The sequence below is a fragment of the Snodgrassella sp. W8124 genome (assembly GCF_016100875.1).
GTDB classification, from domain to species: domain Bacteria; phylum Pseudomonadota; class Gammaproteobacteria; order Burkholderiales; family Neisseriaceae; genus Snodgrassella; species Snodgrassella alvi.
The window spans coordinates 1,757,504-1,777,221 of sequence record NZ_JACFRP010000001.1 but is presented as its reverse complement, the minus strand read 5'-3'; the positions used below and the strand labels follow the sequence as shown (position 1 = coordinate 1,777,221).

Here is a 19,718-nt window from a genome sequence, read left to right as displayed (position 1 = left end):
CCCATCCCGAACAGGACCGTGAAACGACCTAGCGCCGATGATAGTATGGATTGCCCATGTGAAAGTAGGACACCGCCAGACTCCCTATAGAAGAACCCGGTTGATTAGTCAGCCGGGTTTCTTACTTTAAGTACTGAGAATAAAACAATACCGCAGCAGCCAGAAGGCTGCTGTTGCTGTATCTAGGTCAGTGAGGGGAAGGACTGCTGACGCAGTGCTTCGTAGAGGACGATGGCGGCGGCGTTGGACAGGTTCAGTGAGCGGATGTGCTCTGACTGCGGAATACGCAGACACTGCTCGGCGCGTGCCTGTGCGAATGCCTGTGGCAATCCGGTGGTTTCGCGACCGAAGAGGAAGTAGATTTGCTGATTGCGGTCGCTGTAGTCGAACTGAGTGTAGTTGCGAGTGCCGTAGGTTTCTATCAGGTAGACTTGTGCATTAGTCTGGGTTTCGGTTATCCCGATGAACATTTTAAATTTCACTGCTATAAGTACTATGTACTATAGCTTTGGATACAAGCTTTAGTGGCTGAAATATAATTTAGGAAAAATTAAAAACTTTTGGTTACAGTTTATATAGATGATTGCTCTATAAACGATTCGATAACTATTTAACGGTTCTGAAATAGATTCTGATCTGACTTAAAAATTGTTTCATTTATATAATTATTGTGCTGCCCTGTAGCAGTAAGCAGTTATTGTGAACCATTTTTGTGCATATTGTTTATTCCGTATTTTCTTCTGATAGACTCTTCCTGTTATGTGATTAGTATGATAAGTTTTGATTGGGAGATTTATAGGCAGAAATATTAAGCCAATTGTTTGTCGGGTAGTAAAAGTCAGTACGATTATTTCTCATTGAATGGGTTTATTCAGTACACTTAATACCCAAATGGTAATAGGTAATACAATGATAGGTTTGATGATTGTTACCCACGAGACAGTAGGGCAGGCAAATATGCAATTAATCCGGCATATTTTTGGTTCTGTACCTGATAATGTTACTTTAATCGGGGTACGTAGTAGTGATTCAGTTGAAAGTATACATGCTGAGGTTGTAGAAAAACTGGCTTCTTTGGATTATGGTCACGGTGTATTGATTCTCACTGATATTTTCGGTGCCACACCCTGTAATCTGGTGCGCCGGTTAATTCAGAGTGACAATGTAATTCTGCTAACTGGTCTTAATGCTCCAATGCTGATTAAGGCACTTCAACATTTTACTAAAGTAGATGATGTACATAAATTTGCAGATGAAGTTAAAGCTGCTGCTATTGCCGGCATTATGACTATTTCTAATCAGGATGAGCTTTGAAATGGTAAAAAAGGAAATTGAGATTATTAACAAGCTTGGTTTGCATGCACGGGCATCGAATAAATTTACTCAGGTAGCCAGCCGGTTTCAGTGCGAAGTATGGGTAACTCGGAAAGATCGCCGCGTTAACGGTAAAAGCATTATGGGACTAATGATGCTGGCTGCTGCTGAAGGTAGTGTAATTGAGCTGGAAACCGACGGTGTTGATGAAAGTCAGGCAATGCAAGCGCTGGTTGAGTTGGTTAATAATTATTTTGGTGAAGACGAATAATGAGTATCGTCCTGCATGGTGTTGCAGTGGGGGCCGGTGTCGCTATCGGTCGTGCTCATCTGGTGGTGCGCGGTATGGACGATGTGCCACATCAGGAGTTGTCGATTGAAGAAGTGCCCGCAGAAGTTGCCCGTTATGAGCAGGCAATCAAAACAACTCGCCGTCAGTTAGAGCAGTTGCGTACAGATATTCCGCAGAATGCACCTTCAGAACTGGGAGCGTTTATTTCTCTGCACCTGATGCTGGTAGGTGATGTAAGTCTGTCCAGAGAGCCTGTAGATATTATTGAAGCACAATGTGTTAATGCAGAATGGGCATTAAAACTGCAAACGGATAAACTTTCAGATCAGTTTGATGCAATTGAAGATAATTATTTACGCGCACGTAAGCAGGATATGCTGCAAGTAGTTGAGCGTATTTTTAAAAATCTGATTGGTTTATCGACAGAAGTCGTGACTGAAGCGGAGGATTTTGAAGAAGATACGATTCTTGTTGCCCATGATTTATCGCCAGCAGATACGGTTTTTTTTAAAGACAGCCGTATTGCTGCATTTGTTACTGATGCCGGCGGGCCAACCAGCCATACCGCGATTCTTGGGCGTAGCCTGGATATTCCCTCTGTGATTGCACTGGGCTATGCACGGGAATTAATTAATGAAGATGAGCTGATTATTGTAGATGGCACAATGGGTGTAGTTATTATTGCACCTGATGATGTTATTTTAAAGGAATATCGCCGACGCTTGCGGGAATTTCGCAGCTTAAGACGGCAGTTAAATAAACTTAAGAATACGGCAGCAACAACTTTAGATGGAATCAATATTGAGTTGTTGGGTAATATTGAAAGTGCTAATGACATAAAAGCACTGCATAGTCTGGGTATGGATGGTATCGGATTATATCGCAGTGAGTTTTTTTATCTGAACCGTGATGCTCTGCCTACAGAAGATGAACTGTATACCGAATACGCTGATGTGGTTAAAAAGCTGAAGGGTAAACCATTAACCATACGGACAATTGATTTAGGTGTAGATAAAAATCCGCGCTGGTTTGGTCCCAGTCACACGATGAATCCGGCTTTGGGATTGACTGGTATTCGTTTGTGTCTGGCTGAACCTGTGATGTTCCGTACCCAGATGCGGGCAATTATGCGGGCCGCAGTTTTGGGACCAGTGCGCATGATGTGGCCAATGATTTCCTCAGTAACAGAGATACAGCAGTGTTTAACTCATCTAAATACCGCTAAACAACAGTTACATGATCGCTTTGAAACCTTTGATGAAAATATTCAGGTTGGGGCGATGATAGAGATTCCGTCAGCTGCATTAACAGTTAATTCTATTTTGAAGATGATTGATTTCGTTTCAGTCGGTACTAATGATTTAATTCAGTATACGCTGGCGGCAGACCGTAATGATGAAAGTGTGAGTTATTTATATCAGCCGGGTCATCCTGCGGTACTGAAGTTATTGCTGCATATTATTCGTACCGCTGCACGTTTGAATAAACCAGTATCCGTGTGCGGAGAAATGGCTGGTGATGCTCAATATACACGGTTATTGATGGCGATGGGGCTGCGCCGGTTTTCGATGAATGCAAATAATATTCTGGCGGTGAAAAATCAGATTATTCAAAGTGATCTGCTGATGCTTGAAACCGAAGTACAGAAAATATTACGTAATGATGATCCGGATAAAGCATTAAAATTATTGAAAAAATTAAATTCTTCACATGAATTATCTGAAACTGCGGATTAAATAAATTGTTTTGTCTGACTTAGCACAGTTTAACTGCGTTTAATGATGAAGTTCCTATAATAAATTTGTCAGTATTGTTTTTGCCTGACAATCAGTATTGAGTAAGTAGTGTTTTCCCGCAAATTGTCCACCGATATTCCCTCCCTTGGTATCGGTGGTTTTTTTTATTTATTTTTATATATGCTATATAAATATTAAAAATGTTTTATGCAATTAATATGCTATTGTAATATTGATGGACTAAGCTCAATAACTGTATTGCCAGAATGATTAATTGCAAGTTTGTGTCTTGAGTAAACTGTTATAATAGTGGTCTATTTTTATACAATAAACTGATAATTCATGATGCAAGAACATTATTGTCCCGAAAAGATTGAGCCGGCTGCACAAGCGCGCTGGCAGGAATACCGTTTATTTAACGCTAAAGATTTTAGTCCGAAACCTAAATATTATTGTTTGTCGATGTTTCCTTACCCCTCGGGTAAGTTACATATGGGACATGTGCGTAACTACACTATTGGTGATGTACTGAGCCGTTATCGCTTGCTTAATGGGTTTAATGTGATGCAGCCGATGGGCTGGGATGCATTTGGTTTGCCTGCTGAAAATGCTGCAATGAAACATCAGGTAGCCCCGGCACAATGGACTTATGACAACATAGCTTATATGAAAAAGCAGTTGCAGAGTTTAGGTTTTGCGATTGACTGGGAGCGGGAAATTGCGACCTGTACACCGGAATATTATCGCTGGGAACAGTGGCTGTTTGTGCGTTTATTCCAAAAGGGCATTATTTATAAGAAAAACGGAACAGTAAACTGGGATCCGGTGGATCAGACTGTACTGGCCAATGAGCAGGTTGTAGACGGTCGTGGCTGGCGTTCCGGTGCCATTGTAGAAAAACGTGAAATCCCGATGTATTACTTCAGGATTACAGATTATGCTGAAGAGCTGCTCAATGGTCTGGATACACTGGAACATTGGCCGGAGCAGGTAAAAACTATGCAGCGCAACTGGATTGGCAAGTCACGCGGGATGCAGGTACGGTTTGCACTAGCTGAAGACAGTAAAGCGGGATTAACCGGTGAGTATGCAGATTTTGTACAGGTATATACCACACGTCCTGATACACTGATGGGAGCAACTTATGTTGCTGTTGCTGCAGAACATCCGCTAGCGACAGCTGCCGCTGCTGATAACCCTCAGTTACAGCAGTTTATTGCTGAGTGCAAGGCTGGTTCTGTGGCTGAAGCAGACATGGCCACGATGGAGAAGAAAGGTATGCCTACCGGACGCTTTGCCATCAATCCGCTTAATGGCGATGTGCTGCCGGTCTGGGTGGCCAATTATGTGCTGTGGGGATATGGTGATGGTGCGGTAATGGCTGTTCCGGCGCATGATGAACGTGATTTTGAATTTGCCACTAAATATCAGCTACCAGTAAAACAAGTAATTGCCTCTACGCAGAATACAGATGCTTTTAATACAAGCGTGTGGCAGGAATGGTATGGCAGTAAAGAGCAGACACAGTGTGTTAACAGCGGTGAACTGGATGGTCTGGATTTTTATGCGGCATTTGAGCGTGTTGGTGAGATTTTACAGGCTAAAAATGCCGGTGCACCGAAAACACAATATCGCCTGCGTGACTGGGGTATTTCCCGGCAGCGTTACTGGGGTTGCCCAATTCCGATTATCCATTGTGATGATTGTGGTGATGTCACTGTTCCGGAAGAACAGTTGCCAGTTGTTTTACCGGAAAATGTGGTACCGGATGGTGCCGGTTCTCCATTAGCCAGAATGCCGGAATTTTACGAAACTACCTGTCCTTGCTGCGGTAAACCGGCTCGTCGGGAAACCGACACTATGGATACTTTTGTTGAATCGAGCTGGTATGCGGTACGGTATGCATCACCACATTGCAATACCGCAATGGTGGACAAAGAGGCTGCTAATTACTGGATGAATGCAGACCAGTATATCGGCGGTATTGAACATGCTATTTTACATCTGCTCTATGCCCGTTTCTTTACAAAGTTAATGCGCGATGAGGGACTGCTGAATGTAGATGAGCCATTTGCCCGCTTACTTACCCAGGGTATGGTGGTATGTGAAACGTATTATCGTGAAGGTGCTAATGGCAGCAAAGAATGGATTGCACCGCAGGATGTGGATTTACAGCGGGATGATAAAGGCCGGCCTCTGGCTGCAACCCTGAAAGCAGATGGTAAACCGGTGTGTATCGGCGGCATTGAGAAAATGTCTAAATCCAAGAATAATGGTGTGGATCCGCAAGAGCTGATTGACCGCTATGGTGCGGATACTGCGCGATTGTTTATGATGTTTGCCGCACCGCCTGAGCAATCACTGGAGTGGTCAGATGCCGGGGTAGAGGGTGCTCATCGCTTCCTGCGCCGTTTGTGGCGTACTGTATATGATTATTTACAGCAGGGTGCAGGTGTAACCGCATTTACCGGCAGTCAGGATAATTTGTCTGCCGACCTGAAAGCACTGCGGTTGAAACTGCATAGCACGGTCGCCAAAGTAACCGATGATTATGGTCGCCGGCAGCAATTTAATACCGCAATTGCTGCGGTTATGGAACTGCTGAATCAGTATGACCGGACTGATTGCACTATAGAAGCAGGGCGAGCCGTGGCACAGGAAGTGCTGGAGTGCGTATTGCGTCTGTTATGGCCGATTGTGCCTCATGTGTGTGAAACATTATGGAATGAGCTGTCTCCGCAGAAAACGCTGTGGGATGCTGCATGGCCATGTGTTGATGAAGCCGCACTGGTACAGGATGAAATTACCCTGATGGTTCAGGTAAATGGTAAGCTGCGCGGACAAATTACGGTTTCTGCCGATAGTAGTAATGATGAAGTACAGGCAGTAGCGCTGGCTGATCCGGCCATACAACGATTTGTGGATGGCAAAACACCGAAAAAAGTTATTGTTGTGCCAAAACGATTAGTCAATATTGTTGTCTGATCGCATAATCCGATGAAAAGACATGTTATTAACATGTCTTTTTTTATTACATAAATCAATTACTGCGAAATACGCCCAGGTTATTTGGCGCCTGTAGCGCAAATAATTCAGGGTAGAGTATAGGCGATCAGATAGTCTCCCATCTTCGTACCGAATGAGCTATGACCACCGGCCATTTGTACTACATATTGTTTACCATTAACGGCATACGTCATTGGTGTAGCCTGTCCGCCGGCCGGCAAACGTGTCTGCCATAATAAATCTCCGTTACTGGTATCGTATGCACGCAGATAGTTGTCCTGCGTTGCACTAACAAACATAATATTACCCGATGTGGATATTGAACCACCCAGACCCGGAACGCCAATTTTCAATGGTGGTAATTCAAATAATTTCGGCAGACTGTCACGAATAGTGCCAATACGCTTTTTCCACACTACTTGGTTAGTCTGCAAATCAACACCAGCAACAAATCCCCATGCCGGTTGTTTACAAGGTAAGCCTATTGGTGACAGAAAAGGATTAATTTCTACCCTATAAGGAGCACCATACATCGGCTGGATACCATTCTCAGTACCGGCACCCTGTTTTTGCTGAGCCCTGTCGGGATTAGCCGGAATCAGGCGGGAAACGAAGGGCAGTCCGATTGGGTTCATTAGAGCAATTTGCCGATCCTGATTGACAGATATACCACCCCATTCAAATACCCCCAGATTACCCGGAAATACCAGTGTGCCATTTTCAGAAGGTGGTGTATAAATGCCATTGTAATTTAAGCGCTTAAACTGGATGCGGCACAGAAGCTGGTCAAACATGGTTGCTCCCCACATATCTTTGTCAGTCAGTTTGTCTTTCGGCATCAGACTTAAAGCTGAGAAAGGCTGAGTAGCGGCATAATGTTCACCCTGTGTCGGTTTACCATATTTCAGAGTCTGTGGTACCGGTTGTTCAGTAGCTGGCACAATAGGTTGGCCAGTTTCACGGTTGAGGACAAAAATATTACCGGTTTTGGTCAGCACATAAATAGCAGCAATCCGTTTACCGGATGATATTGTAATGTCCATCAGTGAAGGCTGAGCCGGAACGTCCATATCCCAAAGATCATGGTGAGTAGTCTGAAAATGCCATAGTAGTTTACCGGTTGAGGCATTCAGTGCCACAAGAGAATTGGCATAACGTTCTTTTAACTTATCACGGTGACCGCCCCAGATGTCCGGTGTGCTTACTCCGGTGGGTATATATACAATATTACGCTGCTGGTCGTAGGCCAGAGGTGCCCATGCATTGGGTGAATTATGCACGAAATTGGTCTTTTCACCCGGCATCGCATTCGGGTTTTCCGCACCAGTATCAAATACCCATTTTAATTGGCCGTTATTGACATCATAACCACGAATTACCCCGGAAGGTTCTTTAGTTGAGAGATTATCCGTTACTGAACCACCGATAATGATCGTACTAGGTGTTATAACAGGCGGTGAAGTCGGATTATATCCTCCCAAAAAAGCATAAGGCATTTTGGCTTGCAGATTAATTTCACCGTTATGACCGAAATCCGGACATTTCTGACCAGTCTGCGCATTGACGGCAATTAGACGTCCATCATTAACCGGCAATAAAACTTTTTGCGGACAAATAGCGGATGCGGCGGTCTCAGAACTATGTGCTGTCGTAGCATCATAATAGCTGACACCACGACAAGTCAGATGCTGAAAAGTTCTGTTGCTGCGCAATTCAGGGTCAAAACGCCATAAACGTTTGCCGGTAGTGGCATCCAGAGCATCCAGAAACTGGTGTGGTGTACAGATAAAGAGTTTATTGCCGATTTTGATCGGTGTTAGTTCATTAGTGGTTTCTGCTGAATCATTAGCAGTTTTGAAATCACCGGTATGGTAAGTCCAGGCTACTTTAAGCTGTTTAACATTAGCGGTATTGATTTGAGTTAATGGTGAATAGCGTGTTCCGCCCTGAGTACGACCATACGCCGGCCAGTCTTCCGCTGCGACACCATTATCGTCTGCTGCCGGTGCTGGCTGGAGGCGAGTAATGGTGCCATTAATTTGCTGCGGATCATGGCTGATGCTGTAGAACATCACACCCAGTATAGTAATTAATGCTAATGTAATAATTATTTTACCATTTCCAGACGCTGATAAATGCCGTGTTGACCACGGAGTTAAAAGCCATAATCCAAACAGAAACAGTAGGTCAAAACGCGGTGCTAATGCCCAGAAATCGGTGCCAGACTCCCATAAACCCCAGATTAGCGTAATAAACAGAATAATTGCATATAACCACAGGCAGCTACTGCGCTGATACTGGTACAGAACAGTAAACAGACTCAGTAACAGGGCAATAATGGCATAAAAGGGCGAACCACCCAGGCATATTAGCCATATCCCTCCAATTAGCAGGTAGATAACAGTTAGCCAAAGTACCAGCAAAGTGATTATTCTGGCGACGAAAAATGATGTAAATATTTTCATAATACTTCTGTTAACCTGTTTTTATAAAAAATACTGCTAAAATTATTATAATAAACAATATATAAGATGAAAATGTATATATATTAATGAATAGAAAATTTACTATAATATTCAGAATCTGGTTAAACAGGGCAAGTATTTCAAAGCGCAAGCACAGCTTATTTTTTTACATCAGGATGGCACTGCCATTTTTTTACCTTATGATTATTATTGGAAATAAATATAATAAATATCATGATATAAAATTATTATAGATAATAGTTTGTGTACTAAATAGAAAATACTATAAGCAGTCAAAAATTAATCGGCTTTTTGAAAAAGTATGCATACTAGTACCGGAATTAACGCCACAACGGTGTAGGTTAAACTAAATATTTAAAATTTTCTGGTCTGAATGATATCTCGTGATTAAATCCAGGCAATTTGCAGATTTATCTATTCAAATAATAATCTTGAGTTAAAAAGATAAATTTACAGGGCTAATAATACTTAAATAAATTTAGCGTTTAATCTGCTGTGGATTCTAAATACTGTAAATAAAAATTTATCCTTAGGATAATAAATGTGCATCTAATGTATATTTATTAGTACTATTATAATTATTAATGAAAACTATTTGCATAAGATGTTTTAATATATATTTGAAATAACTGAATAATTCTATATATATTTTTTTTAATAAATATTGCATAATATGCAAATATTAAAAAATGATTATAAATGTTAAAATCAATTAAATTTAATATACGCAAATATTGTTAACTTATTTAATAAACATCAATTTGAAAACATTGATTCAGGCATGAAAATGAATAACTTTAAGCAGAAAAAATTAAATTCAATTATACATACATTAGTATTTAAACTTTCACTAGGAACCCTGGCACTACTCCCGGTAGCAGTAAATGCAGAGACAAATATTAATGATACTAATATCGGGAATTACAAAAAAACTGGAATAAAAATTTCAGACGATTTAATTATAGATATAACAAACAAAACAGAACCACATATTGATATTGATCAGAATAGTAGTAGCGGAATGGGGCTTGCCGCAGCTTCCGACAAAAATACAACTATCAATGGTGGTTTATTTAAAGTTAAAGGTCGGAAATCTAATAATTACTATAATAGTTTTTTTGGTATTTATTTATCAAGTAGATCTAACTTGGTTTCAAATAGTGATCTTGACATAGATATTACAAGTGGTCGTGGTATGTATCTGCCCAGTGAAGGAAACGGTAAGTTTAACGGGAAAGTAACCATAAAAGGCCAAGAATATAGCCCAGACGGAGACTATAACATAGGTATATCTGCTTATAATTCTTCCAGAACTAAACGTACAACAGGTACGTTTAATGATGAGGTAAATATAAAGATTGAAGGGACGGCAAGTATAGGCATTGCTTCGCAGAAAGTAGAGAGCCCAAATGTCGCAGGTAATGAATTAATTTTTAATGATAAAGTAAACATTGATATAACAACTAAGCCAGGTACAATCAAATCCGGCAACAAGGAGTACACGTATTATGGTGCTGGTATTGCTATTGAACAAATATCGCCTTTAGTGGAAGATTCTGATGGTATAGATAGAGGTGATGTTATGAAATTTAATAAAGGACTTAACCTCACCATTAAGGGTGGTACCGCAATTTTAATGGATCAGCACAAAGGCAAATTAGAGATTAATGATGGTTCAAATGGTAACCGTATCGTTGTTCAGGATCCTAAAGACTTTAAGGCTATAGAAGCAACTGCTGGTAAAGTGACGATTAATGGTAAATCAGAAATTATTGGAGATATTTTTTCAAGTGAAAATAAAGATCTTCGGGATAAAGGAGTAGTCAATTTAACTCTGACTGACGGATCAATGTTATTAAGCTCTTTAGACAATGATGGTGGTGCAGGTGAGATTAATCTTGGCCTTTCCGGTAGCCATAGCCAGTGGAAAATGACAAGCAGCTCAAATATTAACTCTCTGAAACTTAGTGATGATGCCAAAGTCAGCTTTGGTTATGACTATAATAATACATCTAACACCGCGCAGAAGCTTGACGGTACAAATGCAATGACATTAACAACAGGTTCGCTGGCTGGTAATGGCGTGTTTGAAATGCGAACTGCAATTGGCACGAAGTTAAATAGTGATATGCTGAAAATTACCGGTGCAAAACAGGCAACAGGTAATCATCGAATTATCATCAATGATCAAGGTACAGGCGCAGCTGCAGTCACCGGAAATGAAAAAATTAAACTGGTTGAAACCAATGGTGGTGATGCTAAATTTAGTTTATCGTCCTCAGCAATAGATATTGGTGGCTATGAATTTAATACTTTAGACGAATTTGGCAATTCTAATCCTGACGGTTCAGACTGGATATTGTCTGCATCTGGCCCTGTTGGCGGCTCAAACGACATCGGTCAAGGTGGAGCCGGCTCAGACAGCAACGATAATGGTGGCAGTGGCTCAGGCAACACCGGTAATGGTGATGGAACATCAGGTGGCTCTGACACAAAGCCAGGTTCCAAACCAAATTTAACTAATACAGCAAAAAATTCGGCCAATATTCTTAATTCAAATTATTTAATGAGTTATGTTGAAACACAAACTTTATTGCAGCGTATGGGACAAATCCGTACCGATGATACAGCGAGCGGTAAAGTATGGGGGCGTATATATACAGGGAAACTGAACTCGTTTAATGATAATCGGTTATCTGGTTTTGATATGGATTATTATGGATTACAGATGGGGCTGGACCGTAAACTGAATTACGATAAAGTGAACCTATATTATGGTTTAATGGGCGGACTAAGCCGTGGTGAAGTTGATCACAACGTTGGTGACGGCAGTACTAAAAGCTATTCATTGGGATTATATGGTACGTTACAAAGTCAGAATGGTTTTTATCTTGATGGTTTAGTCAAGTATATGCATATGACCAACAAGTTCAATAGTATGACCGCAGGAGGCTATCATGTTAAAGGAGATGGCAATACCAATGGTTTTTCCATAGGAGCAGAAGTAGGCAAACGTATTCATTTATCCGGTGCAGGAAATGCGGATGAGGGTTGGTATTTAGAACCACAGGCTCAGCTTACTTTTTCGCATCAGAATGGTGCCACCATTAATGCGACCAATGGGTTAAGAACCAGACTAGATAGTTATAATTCATTAATAGGGCGCGCCAGTCTTATTTTAGGTTATACTATTCAGAGTGGTAAAAACCCGGTGGATGTATATTTTAAAACGGGTTACCTGAGAGAGTTTGATGGAAAAACATCTTATACCTTTAATCGTGTTGCAAAAGAAAAGTATGATTTTGGTGGTAACTGGTGGGATAACGGTATAGGAATTAATGTGCGGCTGAATGGGAAGCATCATATTTATGGTGATATGGTTTATTCTGCAGGAAACAAATTTAATCAGAAGCAGATTAATGCGGGATATCGTTACAACTTTTAACCAGAATGTTATTACTGACTAAAGCTAAAATTTAGCGAAGACTGATGTTTAAAAGTAGGTTTAATCATGGTGGTGCCGGATAATTCTGGTACCACCATTTTGGTGTTTAGTTGATTATTGGTCAATGTATATAGGAAATATGGCTATTAATATTAATTTATTGAATGTAATTATGAACTAGTCAGAGACTATGCAGTTATGCATTTTAAATGGATGCGCTTAGTATTAATATCAATGGTTGAGTATAAACAATTTATTTATTTAAAATGCATAATTGCTTTTTCTTTGATTGATACTTATCAGCTATTGCCGGATACCTGTAGCTGTTTAAGTTACAGTCTGTCTGAATAGGTGAATAGTATTCAGAGTAAATCTTTTTCATGCTGCTCCATCCAGTTTGCGATGGAAACCAAAGCCGGTTTTAAAGTTTTTCCCAGTGCCGTTATCTGGTATTCAACTTTAGGCGGTACTTCGGGGTAGAGCTTTCTGGTAATTAATCCTTTTTGCTCAAACAGCTTTAGCTGTTTTGTTAATTCTTTCTGGGTAATTGGTGCGATGGCACGTTTTAATTCGCCAAAACGAATGGGTTGATCAGTAATAATCAGACGATACAGAATAGGAATAGCCCATTTTCCTGAAATTAAATTAACAAATTTAACCATAGGACAATGATAGATATCAGGGGTATTTTTTTCAGTGTGCATAACTATTTTCCATTAGTATCTCTTTGGTACCTACTTTCATAAGTAAACCATTTAAATTATACTGAATTTTATTTTTGAAAGGGAATATATGAATAGGCTAACGGGTAAATATACACTGATTACAGGCGGAAGTAGTGGAATAGGGCTGGCAACTGCCAGAGAATTTATTGCCGAAGGTGCGACAGTAGCCATAACCGGCAGAAATAAAGACAGATTACTGGCAGCGAAGCAGGAATTAGGTGCAGATGTAATAATATTGCAAAGTGATACTTCTGATGTTGAAGAACAAAAGCTTCTGGCTGCACAGTTAACCAAAATGTGGCCCAGATTAGATGCTGTATATATTAATGCGGCCGATGTCACTCATCTGCCGGTAACTGATTGGAATGAAAATACTTTTGACAGGGTAATGAATACTAATTTCAAGGGGCCGTTTTTTCTGATACAGGCGCTGTTACCTTTGCTGGCTGATCCCTGTTCGGTTATTTTGTGCGGTACGGTAAGTACTAAAATCGGTTTACCGCAAAGCAGTATTTATGCGTCAAGTAAAGCTGCTCTCTGTTCATTGGCCAAAACATTGTCGGGAGAGCTGTTATCCAGAAATATTCGCTTTAACTGTTTAGTCCCCGGCCCGACAGACACGCCAGCGCATATGAATTTAAATACCACTGACGCGGATGCTGTCAAACATTTACAGCAGGAAATTAAGGCATTGGTACCGTTAGGACGTTTGGGCAAACCGATAGAACTGGCTAAAGCCGCTGTTTTTCTGGCATCGGATGAATCCTCTTTTATGCTCGGTACGGAAATACTGGTAGATGGCGGGGTAGGTAATATCTAATTTTAGTTTTTTGATAAAAAATAATGATGTTATTTGCGTAAATTCAGTAGTAAATCTCTAAAGACGTTCGGATCTTTAATAAAGGTAATTTCTCCTGCCTGCGGAAAATGGTAATCAAGCAGGCGGGAAACCCAGAAGCGAATACATGCAGCTCGCTGTGCAACCGGAAAGTAATCTTGTTCAGCGGAAGTCAGCGGGCGTATGCTTTCATAGCCGTGTATAAATGCCTGTTGCAGATTCTGGTCGATATGATGGTCTGCACGACGTGCCCAGTCGTTAACGGCAATGGCAAGGTCATACATGAAGTTACCGTTACATGCATAATAGAAATCAATAAATCCGGCTACCTGTTCACCATCCAGCAAAACATTATCGCGGAATAAATCGGCATGGATGATACCCGCAGGCAGATTTGTACGTTCATGTGCATCAAAGAAAGCAATTTCTGCTTGTAATAACTGCTGATCTTCCGGATCCAGAAAGGGTAATAAGCGGGTACTGGCCTCATGCCACCAGCCAGTGTAACGCGGATTGTGCATTTTCTGCGTGAATTCGCTACCTGCCAGATGCATTTTAGCCAGCATCGCTCCAGTATTGAAACATTGCTGTACGGATGGGCTGCTGGTATCGCTGCCGGTCAGGCAGGTTACCAGACAGGCTGGTTTGCCAGCCAAAGTGCTATCCAGACGACCGTCAGTTCGGGCAACAGGAGCAGGACAGGCTACGCCGTGAGCACTCAGATGCCGGGTTAAATCTAAAAAGAAGGGCAGCTCATCCTGTGTCATGGCCTCAAAAACAGTCAGTACAAAGCGCCCTTGTGTGGTGGTTACAAAATAATTGCTGTTAGTAACGCCCTGAGCGATACCTTGTAAACCAATAAACCGACCTAAGTGATAATCACGCAGAAAGCTGCGCATTTCATCGTCGCTAACGCTGGTGTAAACCGACATAAATGTAACCAATAAACAGAATTAAACGAAAAGTTTAAACCTGAGACAGGATGTTTAAACAAATTGCAAGCATGATGGCAATAAAGGGCTGATGTCAAGTATTTATTCAAATGATTGCTTATGAACGGTAGTTTGTAGAAAACTTGTTATCTGATGATGTTTAAATTGAATGATGGGTATGTCATATAAGGGGCTGAAATAGGAATTGGGTAATTCGTAAGCCAATATTCCGGACGATACAACTATACTGGAAAGTATTTTATCTTTATTGCATATAATAAAATAGAATAAGTGAATGCATAAGGGCTATTTCACAACTTATTTACTTTTGCGTATTCTTAGCTGGCACTAGGTATCAAACGCGGGCAGAAAGCTTGCCAGCGCAGGAGTATAAAATGAATTTATCTTTGCTCGCGAACATTATGATGTTCGCATTGTTATTATGGATACTGAGCCGTACGCATTCAACCCAATGGAGTTTATCCAGAAAAGTATTATTGGGTATGATTCTTGGTATTGGGCTGGGTTTAGGGCTGCAACTGATTTATGGGGCATCCAGCCCGGTAATCCGTGCCTCTGTACAGTGGTTTGATGTAATCGGCAACGGCTATGTACAGTTATTGCAGATGGTCGTCATGCCGCTGGTGTTTGCCTCAATTCTGAGTGCTGTGGCGCGATTACATAATGCTGCTCAGCTAGGCAAAATCAGTCTGATGACTATCGGCGTATTACTGTTTACGACGGCGATGGCTGCATTGATCGGTACTTTGCTGACCAGTCTGTTTGGTCTGACTGCCAACGGTCTGATTCAGGGAGAAGCTGAAACTGCGCGCTTTAATGCAATTCAGGCTAATTATGTTGGTAAGGTAGCAGATTTAAATGTACCGCAGCTATTACTGTCTTTTATTCCGAAAAATCCGTTTGCTGATTTAACCGGAGCCAATCCGACCTCTATTATCAGTGTGGTTATTTTTGCTGTATTTCTCGGTATGGCCGCATTGAAGCTATTAAAAGATGATGCTGCTAAGGGTGGGCGGGTGTTACGGGCAATTGATACCTTACAAAGCTGGGTAATGAAATTGGTACGGATAGTAATGCTGTTAACTCCCTATGGTGTCCTGGCACTGATGACTAAAGTAGTGGCTTCTTCAAATATACAGGAGATTATTAAGCTGGGAGGCTTTGTACTGGTTTCGTATCTGGCACTGGCTCTGATGTTCGGGGTACATGGTCTGTTACTGGGCATATTTGGGATCAATCCGGGTAAATATTTTCAGAAAATATGGCCGGTACTGACTTTTGCATTTACCAGCCGCTCCAGTGCTGCTTCTATTCCGCTTAATATCGAGGCTCAGACGCAGCGTCTTGGTGTGCCGAAAACTATTGCCGGTTTTGCTGCTTCTTTTGGTGCAACTATCGGACAGAATGGTTGTGCCGGTTTGTATCCGGCGATGCTCGCCACCATGATTGCGCCAACTGTAGGTATCAATACTCTGGATCCATGGTGGATTGCAACACTGGTCGGGATGGTGACTATCAGTTCCGCAGGTGTGGCCGGTGTGGGCGGCGGAGCTACATTTGCGGCACTGATTGTGCTGCCGGCAATGGGTTTGCCGATTACGCTGGTAGCCTTACTGATTTCTGTAGAGCCATTGATTGATATGGGGCGTACAGCATTGAATGTCAGCGGTGCGATGACAGCAGGTACGTTAACCAGCCAGTGGCTGCATCAGACTAATAAAAAAATATTAAATAATACGGAGCACGGCAAACTGGTACATTAATGCAGTAGGTACTTAAAACTATTTTGTCATGATTAGCAGCCGGTCTGTGTCAGCAGAGCGGCTGATTTTTTTCGTTTAAATTCTTAATATGGGGCATGAGCGGATTAAGGTTTTCAGACAGGTAATTAAACAGGGCAGTTAATCATTTAACTGTCCTGTTCGGATAATACTATGATGATGTCGCAAGTAATCAGGCTGTAGAGGCTGCCTGTCAGGTTTTTGCTGAAGATTTATCTGTTTTGTAAAACGATTTGTAGCATACGCCGGATAGGTTCTGCGGCACCCCATAAAAGCTGGTCACCTACGGTAAAGGCACTGATATATTCTCCACCCATGCCCATTTTGCGGATGCGCCCTACTGGTACAGTTAATGTGCCAGTTACTGCTGCGGGTGTCAGCTCATGCATAGATGCGGTTTTTTCATTAGGTACAACTTTTACCCAGTCATTGGCAGCGGCAAGAATTTTCTCAATTTCTGCTACGGGTAAATCCTGTTTCAGTTTTAAGGTGAGTGCCTGACTGTGGCAGCGCATTGCGCCAACACGGACACACAAGCCGTCGATAACGATTGGCTGGGCACTGCGACCTAAAATTTTATTGGTTTCTACAGCACCTTTCCATTCTTCTTTAGACTGACCGTTACCCAGATCAGCATCAATCCATGGAATCAGACTGCCGGCAAGAGGAACGCCGAACTGGGTCTGTGGGTATGCTTCGCTGCGTAAAAAATCGGCAACTTTTCGGTCTATGGCTAAAATAGCACTAGCCGGATCGGCCAGCTCTGAACTAACCTGATTTTCAATGGCACCCATTGCACTAATCAGTTCACGCATATTCTGGGCGCCGGCACCGGATGCTGCCTGATAGGTCATGCTGGTAGCCCATTCCACTAAATCCTGTTCAAACAGGCCGCCCAGAGCCATCAGCATCAGTGACACTGTACAATTACCGCCGACAAAATCTTTGATGCCGTTTGACAGGGCGCTATCAATCACTGCGCGGTTCACCGGATCAAGTACGATAACTGCTTTATCGCTCATGCGCAGAGTGGATGCAGCATCAATCCAATATCCCTGCCAGCCCTGATCACGCAGCGGCTGGTGGATTGCTTTGGTATAGTCGCCACCCTGACAGGTAACGATAATATCCATTTGAGCCAGAGCATCCAGATTACGGGCATCCAGCAGTGTTTTTGCTGTCTGGCCAAAATCAGGTGCGGCTGCACCGGCTGCTGATGTCGTGAAAAAATACGCATCTGCAATAGTTTGAAAATCATTTTCTTCCTGCATGCGCTGCATTAATACTGAACCTACCATACCGCGCCAGCCAACAAAACCTACTTTCACCGAGTGCTCCTTAAAACAATTCAATTTAATCAAAATTTCTGTTGCCAGATACCAGAATACTATCCGGTCTTTTAACCATAATCACGACTGTTTGTAAACAGATAATTACTATTCTGGTAAATTTCAGGCTGTACAGCTTATCTTTTGCCGGATTTATAGCGTCAATTCAATACTGTTATCCCATTATATAGAATCGGCTGACATTCCGGTGTACACTTTCGCCTTTGTTTTTTAATTGGCATTTCTGATGAATTTACTGCGTACTCTGGCTAAAGTCAGCAGCATGACTATGCTGTCGCGTGTTCTTGGTTTCATCCGTGATACCATTATTGCCCGCAGTTTTGGTGCGGGGATGGCTACTGATGCTTTTTTTGTGGCATTTAAACTGCCTAATCTGTTACGGCGTATTTTTGCAGAAGGCGCATTTTCACAGGCTTTTGTACCGATACTGGCTGAGTACAGGGAAACACGATCACCCGAAGCTACCCGGGCTTTTGTGCAGCATGTGGCCGGGCTGCTTTCATTTGTTCTGATTATTGTAACGGCGATCGGAATTCTGGCCGCACCTGTCGTGATTTATATTTCTGCTCCCGGGTTTCAGCAGGATGCCGATAAATTTGCTCTGTCGGTACAACTACTGCGGATTACTTTTCCATATATTTTTCTGATATCGCTGTCTTCACTGGTTGGCAGTATTCTGAATACTTATCATCAGTTTATTGTTCCAGCCTTTACGCCGACTTTTCTGAATATCTCCTTTATCGTATTTGCTCTGTGGCTGGCACCTTATTTTCATCCTCCAGTTCTGGCGCTGGCATGGGCAGTATTTGTAGGTGGATTATTACAGTTGCTGTATCAGCTGCCTTATTTATTTAAACTGGGTTTTCTGACTATGCCCAGACTCAATTTTAAGGATAAAGCAGTTAACCGGGTACTCAGACAAATGGCACCGGCTATTCTGGGGGTATCGGTAGCGCAAATATCGCTGGTGATAAACACGATTTTTGCTTCTTATTTGCAATCCGGTTCAGTATCCTGGATGTATTATGCTGACCGTCTGATGGAATTACCGACTGGTGTGCTTGGTGTGGCACTGGGAACCATTCTTTTGCCTACTTTGTCTAAACACTCAGCTACTAATGATATAGCCAGTTTTTCTGCATTGCTGGACTGGGGATTACGCCTGTGTATGCTGTTAACTTTACCGGCAGCAGTGGGTATGGCTGTGCTGTCATTTCCTCTGGTGGCAACTTTATTTATGTACCGGCAGTTTAATGAGTATGATGCAATAATGACTCAGGGTGCGCTTATTGCTTATGCTGTTGGTCTGATTGGTCTGATTCTGATTAAAGTACTTGCACCGGGATTTTATGCGCGCCAGAACATTAAAACGCCGGTAAAAATTGCTATTTTTACTTTATGTATGACTCAGCTGATGAATTTGCTGTTTGTCTGGAAGCTGCATCATGTCGGGCTGGCTCTGGCTATCAGTCTTGGCGCCTGTATTAATGCGGGATTACTGTTTACTCTGTTACGGCGACAGAAATTGTATACCCCCAGCCCCGGCTGGCTGCGTTTTCTATTGCGTCTGACGGTGGCTCTTGTTGTTATGGGTCTGGGGTTATGGTTATTACAGCATTGGCTGCCGTTTAACTGGCACAGTAGCGGGTTGGCAAAAGTAGGGCAATTAAGTATTTTGATTGTTACCGGTATTATTTTATATTTCGGATCACTATTTGCTTTGGGTTTCCGCGTACGCGATTTCCGGCGGGCTGAAGCAGAATAGTGGTATTTCAGCTTCATACAGAGAATGA

13 protein-coding genes are annotated in these 19,718 nt (G+C 42.1%); 8 read left to right on the top strand and 5 right to left on the bottom strand.

What is annotated here, in order from left to right:
• Positions 1 to 182: 182 nt before the first annotated feature.
• Positions 183 to 470, bottom strand: a complete 288-nt coding sequence (locus H3U73_RS07900) for a tRNA (cytidine(34)-2'-O)-methyltransferase (RefSeq protein WP_084550390.1) — start codon at positions 468 to 470, stop codon at positions 183 to 185.
• 439 nt (positions 471 to 909) lie between these two features.
• On the opposite strand from H3U73_RS07900, the gene H3U73_RS07895 reads away from it, so the two are divergent.
• The 4 genes from H3U73_RS07895 (at position 910) to leuS (ending at position 6,327) form a co-directional block, all read left to right on the top strand.
• Positions 910 to 1,314, top strand: coding sequence for a PTS sugar transporter subunit IIA (locus H3U73_RS07895; protein WP_084550455.1), 405 nt, complete (start codon positions 910 to 912; stop codon positions 1,312 to 1,314).
• A 1-nt stretch (position 1,315) separates the two neighbouring features.
• On the top strand, positions 1,316 to 1,585 hold the full coding sequence (locus tag H3U73_RS07890; protein WP_084550392.1) for an HPr family phosphocarrier protein: 270 nt from the start codon (positions 1,316 to 1,318) through the stop codon (positions 1,583 to 1,585).
• Positions 1,585 to 3,342, top strand: a complete 1,758-nt coding sequence (ptsP, locus tag H3U73_RS07885) for a phosphoenolpyruvate--protein phosphotransferase (protein WP_084550395.1) — start codon at positions 1,585 to 1,587, stop codon at positions 3,340 to 3,342. The genes H3U73_RS07890 and ptsP overlap by 1 nt, the downstream gene beginning before the upstream one ends.
• A 345-nt stretch (positions 3,343 to 3,687) precedes the next feature.
• Complete coding sequence (gene leuS, locus H3U73_RS07880; RefSeq protein WP_198190354.1) at positions 3,688 to 6,327, top strand: leucine--tRNA ligase; 2,640 nt, start codon at positions 3,688 to 3,690, stop codon at positions 6,325 to 6,327.
• 107 nt (positions 6,328 to 6,434) lie between these two features.
• Here the strand turns inward: leuS and H3U73_RS07875 are convergent, their stop codons facing one another.
• A complete protein-coding gene (locus H3U73_RS07875) occupies positions 6,435 to 8,813 on the bottom strand; it encodes a glucose/quinate/shikimate family membrane-bound PQQ-dependent dehydrogenase (RefSeq protein WP_198190316.1) in 2,379 nt (792 codons plus the stop codon).
• Positions 8,814 to 9,621: 808 nt separating this feature from the next.
• Here H3U73_RS07875 and H3U73_RS07870 point away from each other — a divergent pair.
• Positions 9,622 to 12,279, top strand: coding sequence for an autotransporter outer membrane beta-barrel domain-containing protein (locus H3U73_RS07870; RefSeq protein ID WP_198190315.1), 2,658 nt, complete (start codon positions 9,622 to 9,624; stop codon positions 12,277 to 12,279).
• 362 nt (positions 12,280 to 12,641) lie between these two features.
• Here the strand turns inward: H3U73_RS07870 and H3U73_RS07865 are convergent, their stop codons facing one another.
• Positions 12,642 to 12,983 (bottom strand): helix-turn-helix domain-containing protein, encoded by a 342-nt coding sequence (locus tag H3U73_RS07865; RefSeq protein ID WP_198190314.1) that lies wholly within the window; start codon positions 12,981 to 12,983, stop codon positions 12,642 to 12,644.
• Between the two features lie 88 nt (positions 12,984 to 13,071).
• Between H3U73_RS07865 and H3U73_RS07860 the strand changes: the two genes are divergently transcribed.
• Positions 13,072 to 13,824, top strand: a complete 753-nt coding sequence (locus H3U73_RS07860) for an SDR family oxidoreductase (RefSeq protein ID WP_084564417.1) — start codon at positions 13,072 to 13,074, stop codon at positions 13,822 to 13,824.
• A 29-nt stretch (positions 13,825 to 13,853) separates the two neighbouring features.
• Here the strand turns inward: H3U73_RS07860 and thrB are convergent, their stop codons facing one another.
• Positions 13,854 to 14,774, bottom strand: coding sequence for a homoserine kinase (gene thrB, locus H3U73_RS07855; protein WP_084564419.1), 921 nt, complete (start codon positions 14,772 to 14,774; stop codon positions 13,854 to 13,856).
• Between the two features lie 395 nt (positions 14,775 to 15,169).
• Here thrB and H3U73_RS07850 point away from each other — a divergent pair, with 395 nt between their 5' ends.
• Positions 15,170 to 16,558 carry an L-cystine transporter gene (locus H3U73_RS07850; protein WP_198190313.1) on the top strand — a complete coding sequence of 463 codons (1,389 nt, stop codon included), beginning with the start codon at positions 15,170 to 15,172 and terminating at the stop codon, positions 16,556 to 16,558.
• A gap of 230 nt (positions 16,559 to 16,788) precedes the next feature.
• On the opposite strand, the gene asd is transcribed toward H3U73_RS07850, so the two are convergent.
• Entirely contained in the window at positions 16,789 to 17,904 is a 1,116-nt protein-coding gene (gene asd / locus H3U73_RS07845; protein ID WP_198190312.1) for an aspartate-semialdehyde dehydrogenase, read from the bottom strand.
• Positions 17,905 to 18,151: 247 nt separating this feature from the next.
• Here asd and murJ point away from each other — a divergent pair, with 247 nt between their 5' ends.
• Complete coding sequence (gene murJ / locus H3U73_RS07840; protein ID WP_084561948.1) at positions 18,152 to 19,690, top strand: murein biosynthesis integral membrane protein MurJ; 1,539 nt, start codon at positions 18,152 to 18,154, stop codon at positions 19,688 to 19,690.
• Positions 19,691 to 19,718: the final 28 nt, after the last annotated feature.